The following is a 3,498-nucleotide window of genomic DNA, read 5'->3' as shown; positions in this document are numbered from 1 at the left end:
GCCGCAGGACCTGGTGAACCGCAACTTCACTGCCGAAGCCCCCAACGAACTCTGGGTGACCGACTTCACCTACGTCGCCACCTGGGCGGGAACGCGACCGATCATCGACTCGGCCGCGGCGTTATCGTAGGCGTAGCCGACGGTGCCGATGCTGGGTGCGGCGCCGGCTTCGGCCAGGCGGTCAGTGTAGCGAACCGACATATATTGACTGCCCGCATCGCTGTGATGTATCAGCCCGGCCAGGTCATGGCGGCCTTCACGCCGACGAGTCCAGATGGCCGTGTTGAGCGCGTCCATGACGAGTTCGGTCCGCATATGTCCAGCCGTGCGCCGGCCCAGGACCCGGCGGGAGAACACGTCGATGACGAACGCGACGTAGACTACAAGACCGAGCTCATCAAGATGCAGGCCCCCTGGCACACATCGGACGAGGTCGAGATCGCCACCCTGACCTGGGTTGACTGGTACAACGAGCAACGACTCCACGGCTCCGCGGACAACCTCCCCCCGACGGAGTACGAGACCATCCACCAGCGTTCACACCAGCCCGCCCAAGCAGCCTGAAAACCACACATCAACGCCTCCAAGAAAACCGGGCCGGTTCAACGAAACCCGGCGCGGTTCACTGCCCTTGTCGTGCGACGGTGGGAAACGCCGATACTGCAGTGGGCCGCTTGAGGCAAACGCTTGCCCCAATCCGGCGCGTTGGCCAAACTCACGACTCCTTTGAGGTGGTCAATGGAAAACCACACAACCACTACGGGACAGGTCGATGAGACAAGCACGCAGCAGACAGAGTCTCTGCCGCTTCATCGCTGCTGCAGTTGCCGCCACTATCCTGATCATTCCCACAGGTAAGATCGAGGGCAGCCTCGACGACGCACTGCCGGACGAATCACCGCCGAGCCACAGAGTAGGCAACCCGGACGCAGGGCTCGGTGACAACCGAGACGAGATCCTTACGGCTCTCCGCAAAATCAGCAGCCGTGCCACGGCCTTCGCTCAACAGGCTACGGCCCATGCCGAAATCACCAGGCGTATGACGGATCACGGCAGACATTCACCAGAGGCCTCTGCTCAGGCGGCTCTGGCCGCCCGTTCTGCAGCCAAGTCCCGCGAAGCCGCAACTGAAGCCGAAAAAGCCGCGAATGCCGCCTCGATCAGCATCGACCTCGACCTGATGCGGGATCTGGAGCGCAGGGCTCTGCGTGCCGAAACTCAGGCCGACGCATCAGCGCGTGCTTCGAAAGCGGCCTGGCAAGCTGCGCAACGCGAGACCGTCCCGGCCGCGTGGCCTTCTGGCATGGGCGCGCTGAGCGAGGCACAGTAGAAGCACAGGCCTTGCCTTTCTGACGGGAGAACCTGTGTCGAGCTACCATACTTTGGATGGGCTGCCCGCCCAGTTGCCCTTCGCCGACCAGTCCTGGCAAGCGAGGGGACCGGGATGTTCTCGGGCAAGCACCGTGACACCGGCTTCAACCTGCAGGTCGCCGCCACCCTCGCCGGGGACCTGATCGCGGTCTCCGCCCCGGTGCCGGGCGCGCGGCACGACATGCATGCCTGGCGCCGGTCCGGCTTCCCGGACGCATTCGCTGAGCGGGAGGATGTGGGCGCCCTGGGCTATGTCGGCTCCGGCATGCTCACCGCGAGACGCAAACCCCCAGGCCAGGAACGTCCCGCCGCGGACAAGGCGTTCAACCAGAACATCGCGGGCTCCGCGCCGCCGTCGAACGAGCGATCGCCCACCTCAAGGACTGGCAAGTCCTCGCCACCCGCTACCGCGGCCCCCTGAACCGCTTCGCTCTCATCGCCGAGACCGTCACCGCCCTCGCCTTTGCGGGGGTGGCGTTCATAGCGGTGGTTGAGCCGACGGTAGCCGGTCAGCCAAGACATGGTCCGCTCAATCACCCACCGGCGCCGCCCAAGCCGCTCTGAACACTCGACGCCCTTGTGGGCGATGCGGACGCCGATCCGCTTGCCACGGAGCCATTTCCGCAGTTCAGGGATGTCGTATGCGTGCAAGCGTTGGGGCTTGAAGTGGCGGCCGCGATGGGGTTCCAGCGGGTGGTGCCGGAGGCGCCCTCGCGGCCTCAAGGCGGCCGGCGTCGGCATGGTGACCGGGAAGTACTGGCCGCGATCGTGTTCGTCGCCACCTCGGGCTGCACCTGGCAGCAACTGCTCGCGGCATCGTTCGGGCCGTCGGGGGCGACAGCGCACCGGCGGCTCTCCGAGTGGAGCAAGGCGCGTGTTTGGGCGAAGCTCCACCGCCTGATGCTCGACGAGCTCGGCTCCCGCGGTGAACTGGACTGGTCGTGCTCCGCTATTGACTCGGTGAACATGCGGGCCCTGAAAAGGAGGACCTGACAGGTCCGAATACTGTCGACCGGGGCAAGTTCGGATCGAAGATCCACTTGATCACCGACCGGTCCAGCTGACCTGCAGGCTGAAGCCCCCTATCCGCGGTCAGACCCCCACCCTTCGGATACCTCATACAACCGGCATACCGAGACGATCTCCAACCGTCAGCCCCTACGAAAGACGACTTCAAGGTCAGGTAACGCCCACCACGCGGCAAACAGCCGAGATGCTGAAGCCGTCAGGGCGGGGGTACTCATCGGAGCTTCTCCACGTCGATGAAGCCGCACAGCTTTGCCTACTTCAATCTCGATCGTCTGCTGCGGTCCCCGGTCCCGCCTACGCAGCCGCTGGAGCTCTTCCCGCTCGGGCCTGTACTACAACCGGGGGTGTCACGGTAGGTGATTCCGTCGGCGGTAGTGGCTGATGCGGGCTTGTGTCTGACGTCGTCGGCGCCATCGGTTCCAGTGCAGGGCGAGCCAGGTCCTGGCGGCACAGGCGGGGGCGAGGACGACGCGGTCGTACATTCGGTGGATCTCGTTCAGCGATAGGGGGGACCGCGGGTGGATCCTCCTCGGTGTCGGTGTCAGGGAGTTGGGAGCTGAGGTGGTATGCGGCGGCTCCGGACGTCGGCGAGGAAGGCCAGGGCGAGCATGCTGACGGTGGTCTGCCGGTACCAGGAGCACCATTTGCGGACTTCGTGCTGGTCGAGGCCGACCTCGTTCTTCGCGGCCTGGAAGGTCTCCTCGATCATCCAGCGCTGGCCGGCGGCGGTGACCAGGTCGGCCAGTGTGGCGCCGGGGTCGTGGTGGCATAGGAAGTAGGCCACTTCTGGGACGAGTTCGCCGCGCTGGTTCTTCTTGTTCGGGATCTGGCGCGCCGGATGAGCAGGGTGCGTTCGAGGCCGGCGGGGGTGCCGGCGAGCTGGAGAGTTGCGAAGTCGTATTCGCGTGGCCCCTTGGCTCCGTCCGCACAAGCACGGTGTTCCACGGCGGTCTCGGGCACCCGAGCCCACAACAGGCGTCCGCGGCCACGGTGCGCTCGATCACGTTCGGCCTTGACAGGCACCGTGGTGACCGCCGACGCCCTCCACACCCAGCGCGAGCACGCGAAGTGGCTAGTGGAGGAGAAGAACGCGCACTA

4 protein-coding genes and 3 pseudogenes are annotated in these 3,498 nt (G+C 65.5%); 4 read left to right on the top strand and 3 right to left on the bottom strand.

Annotation, left to right across the window (positions count from 1 at the left end):
• Window positions 1-69: 69 nt before the first annotated feature.
• Complete coding sequence (locus ABZX75_RS34075) at window positions 70-357, bottom strand: DDE-type integrase/transposase/recombinase (RefSeq protein ID WP_355418045.1); 288 nt, start codon at window positions 355-357, stop codon at window positions 70-72.
• 24 nt (window positions 358-381) lie between these two features.
• On the opposite strand from ABZX75_RS34075, the pseudogene ABZX75_RS34070 reads away from it, so the two are divergent.
• From ABZX75_RS34070 to ABZX75_RS34060, 3 genes and pseudogenes are all read left to right on the top strand, one after another.
• Window positions 382-564, top strand: a pseudogene (locus ABZX75_RS34070) (integrase core domain-containing protein); the annotation flags it as partial.
• A gap of 208 nt (window positions 565-772) precedes the next feature.
• Window positions 773-1,330, top strand: coding sequence for a hypothetical protein (locus tag ABZX75_RS34065; protein WP_355418041.1), 558 nt, complete (start codon window positions 773-775; stop codon window positions 1,328-1,330).
• Between the two features lie 93 nt (window positions 1,331-1,423).
• Window positions 1,424-1,792, top strand: a complete 369-nt coding sequence (locus ABZX75_RS34060) for a transposase family protein (protein WP_355418048.1) — start codon at window positions 1,424-1,426, stop codon at window positions 1,790-1,792.
• 53 nt (window positions 1,793-1,845) lie between these two features.
• Here the strand turns inward: ABZX75_RS34060 and ABZX75_RS34055 are convergent.
• A pseudogene (locus ABZX75_RS34055) lies at window positions 1,846-1,962 on the bottom strand (IS5/IS1182 family transposase); the annotation flags it as partial.
• An 87-nt stretch (window positions 1,963-2,049) separates the two neighbouring features.
• Here ABZX75_RS34055 and ABZX75_RS34050 point away from each other — a divergent pair.
• Window positions 2,050-2,426 (top strand): annotated as a pseudogene (locus ABZX75_RS34050) (transposase); the annotation flags it as partial.
• Window positions 2,427-2,941: 515 nt separating this feature from the next.
• Here ABZX75_RS34050 and ABZX75_RS34045 read toward each other — a convergent pair.
• Window positions 2,942-3,184 (bottom strand): hypothetical protein, encoded by a 243-nt coding sequence (locus tag ABZX75_RS34045; protein ID WP_355418038.1) that lies wholly within the window; start codon window positions 3,182-3,184, stop codon window positions 2,942-2,944.
• Window positions 3,185-3,498 lie beyond the last annotated feature (314 nt).

It is taken from the genome of Streptomyces sp. NPDC003038 (assembly GCF_040611115.1).
Classification (GTDB): Bacteria; Actinomycetota; Actinomycetes; order Streptomycetales; family Streptomycetaceae; genus Streptomyces.
Note: the sequence above shows the minus strand (reverse complement) of the source record. Positions and strands in the feature narration are given on the sequence as shown.